Consider the following 2,695-nt stretch of genomic DNA (forward strand, 5'->3'; position numbering starts at 1 on the left):
CGTACGCGGCGGGCGAGTGGGCCGACGCCCTGGCGGAGCTGCGCGCGGCGCGGCGGCTGGGCGCGGGCGACGAGGCGTACCTGCCGGTCATGGCCGACGCCGAGCGCGGGCTGGGCCGTCCGGAACGGGCGCTGGACCTGGTCAAGTCGCCGGAGGCGGCGCGCCTGGACCAGATGGGCGCCGTCGAGCTGCGGATCGTGGAGTCCGGTGTCCGCCGGGACCTCGGCCAGTTCGACGCCGCCGTGGTGACGCTCCAGGTGCCGGAGCTGCGGGACCGCAGGCTGCGGCCCTGGTCGGCGAGGCTGTTCTACGCCTACGCGGACGCGCTGGTGGACGCCGGCCGTGAGGACGAGGCGTCCGAGTGGTTCGCTCGTTCGGCCGCCGCCGACCGCGACGGGGAGACCGACGCGGCCGAGCGGTATGCCGACCTGGAGGGCCTGGACATCCTCGACACCGAGGAGGACGAGGACGGCGAGGTCACCGAGACCGACGCCGCCGAGTCCGACGCCGCCGAGACGGCCCCCGAGGCCGACGAGGCGTCCGCCGAGGTGCCGGTCGAGGACGACCCGCGCGCCGAGGAGGAGCCGGAGGCTCCCGAGGTCTACCAGGGTGACGAGGCGGTGGCCGATGTGGCCGCGGCTCCCGCCCCGGTCTTCCTCGAGCCCAAGGACGAGAACGCCGAAGAGGCCGCGGACAAGCCGGACGACACCGCGGACGAGCCGGACGACGACGCCGAGGACGAGGACGAGCCGAAGGGCGAGTCCGGGGGTTCCGGGTCTGCGGGCGAGGGCAAGCCGTCCGCCTGAGCGGGCATGTGACGGGCGAACGGGCCGCGTCGACGGATTCACCTCCGTCGGCGCGGCCCGTTCGGCGTTTCGGGCGGACCCGTCAGGCGTGCCGGTTGAGGGCGTGGATGATGCCCGCGACGTTGCTCTCGGTGCTGTTCAGGACCTCGTACTTGAAGGCGAGGTCCGGGTCGACGTCCTCGGCGGTGATCCGGTAGCGGGCGTCGGTGCGGTCGCGGACCATGGCGACGGCGTGGTCCAGCTCCGGGTTCTCCTCCTGGGCGGCGCGGACGGCGTCCACCCACACGCGCAGTTCCTCGGCGGACCGGTCGAGCGTGTCGTCGACCTCCGTGACCGGCCCGTAGTGCGCGAATAGCAGCCGGGACGGGCCGAGCGCCTTGAACTTGTCGAGCGAGGCGAGGGCGGTGTCGAGGTCGAAGTCCGGCGGCGGGGTCGCGGGCCGGACGTCGGCGGTCTCGGGGATGTAGATGCCCGCGGCGTCCCCCACGTACAGGTCGCCGGTGGCCGAGTCGACGAGGCCGACGTGGTGCTTGGCGTGGCCGGGGGAGTAGTGCGACTCCAGCCGCCGGCCGCCGCCGAGGTCGATGACGCCGGTGTCCTCCACGGCCCGGATGCGGGCGGCCTCGGTCGGCTTGAGCTCGCCGAACAGGGTGTCGAGCATGTCGCCGTAGACCATGCGGGCGCTGCGCATGAGCCGTTCGGGGCTGGCGAGGTGGCGGGCGCCCTTCTCGTGGACGACGACCTCGGCCCCCGGGTACATCTGGGCGATGTCGCCGACGCCGCCGGCGTGGTCGAGGTGGATGTGGGTGACCACGACGGTCGCCAGGTCGTCCGCGGAGACCCCGAGCTCGTCCAGGGCGGCCTTCACGACGGGCGCGGAGCCGGCGGTGCCTGGTTCCACCAGGCAGGGCCGGTCGGACAGGATCAGGTATCCGGCGGTGATACCGCTGTAGCCCGCCATCCGGGTGTCGATCTCGTAGACGTCCCCGCCCAGCGGCGTGATCGTGGTCTTGGTGTCCATGCCACGATCATCGCGCCGCGGCGACGGGTTCTCCAGCCCCCGGGCCCGCGGAGGTCAGTGCAGGTCCCCCGCGGCGTGCAGGTCGTCGAAGATCAGCTGGACGGTCGGCGAGACGCGGTCGCGGTCGGCGTGGCCGAGCCAGGCGGTCTCGGCGATCTCGGCCGCCGGGGTCAGGTCCCCGGTGTAGTCGGCGGTGTAGCAGGTCATCCTGACGACGACGCCCTCGTCCTTGCCGTGCGCCTGTGCCTCCCAGGTGCCGGCGTGCCGGACGGTGGCGGGGTCGAGCGCGACGGTGAGCTCCTCGGCGATCTCGCGCACGAGGGTCTGCTCGTCCGTCTCGCCCGGCTCGCGCTTGCCGCCGGGCAGGTAGTGGGTGTCCTTGCCGTGGGAGCGGGCGGTGAGGATCCGGCCGTCCTCGAGCCGGATCCAGGCCACCTTGTCGATCACTTTCGTCACGCTCCGACCGTATCCGCCGGGGGTCGGCCCGACCTCGGCGGGCACCCCCGGCCGGCCCCTCCGCGCGCCGGTCCGCAGCTCGCGCCCGGCTCCGGGGTCAGGGCGGGTCGAGCAGGCGGAGGACCATGCCCATGCGCGGCTTCGGGCCGAAGGACGTCGACTTGCGGGGCACGCGTTCGCCGCCGCCCGCGACGGCCAGCACGTCCTCGACCTTCATCGGGTTGAGGATCACGGCGCTGCCGCCGGAGCGCCGGGCCCGGGTGAGCGCGGCGGCCGGGTCGTCGTGCACCACCTCGACGCTCTGCTCGTTCTCGGGGACGCCCCAGACGCCCGCGATGAGCAGGTGGTCCAGGACGGCGGTGTCCAGCCCCCGCCAGCGCGCGGACCGGTCGGCGGGCATGACGGCGGCCAG

Annotated in this window: 3 protein-coding genes and 1 pseudogene; 1 reads left to right on the forward strand and 3 read right to left on the reverse strand. The window is 74.1% G+C overall.

All coding sequences use genetic code 11. The features are described 5' to 3' along the window. On the forward strand, positions 1-806 hold an 806-nt coding region (locus tag AB0J52_RS35175), incomplete at its 5' end, for a hypothetical protein (protein WP_500187233.1). A gap of 82 nt (positions 807-888) precedes the next feature. On the opposite strand, the gene AB0J52_RS35180 is transcribed toward AB0J52_RS35175, so the two are convergent. The 3 genes and pseudogenes from AB0J52_RS35180 to AB0J52_RS35190 all read right to left on the reverse strand — a co-directional run. Beyond that, positions 889-1,827, reverse strand: coding sequence for an MBL fold metallo-hydrolase (locus AB0J52_RS35180; protein WP_500187234.1), 939 nt, complete (start codon positions 1,825-1,827; stop codon positions 889-891). 54 nt (positions 1,828-1,881) lie between these two features. Continuing rightward, positions 1,882-2,283, reverse strand: a complete 402-nt coding sequence (locus tag AB0J52_RS35185) for an NUDIX hydrolase (protein ID WP_500187236.1) — start codon at positions 2,281-2,283, stop codon at positions 1,882-1,884. Positions 2,284-2,380: 97 nt separating this feature from the next. Next, positions 2,381-2,695: pseudogene (locus tag AB0J52_RS35190) on the reverse strand (DUF1015 domain-containing protein); the annotation flags it as partial.

Origin of the sequence: Spirillospora sp. NPDC049652 (assembly GCF_040675125.1) — a bacterium.
Lineage (GTDB): Bacteria > Actinomycetota > Actinomycetes > Streptosporangiales > Streptosporangiaceae > Spirillospora.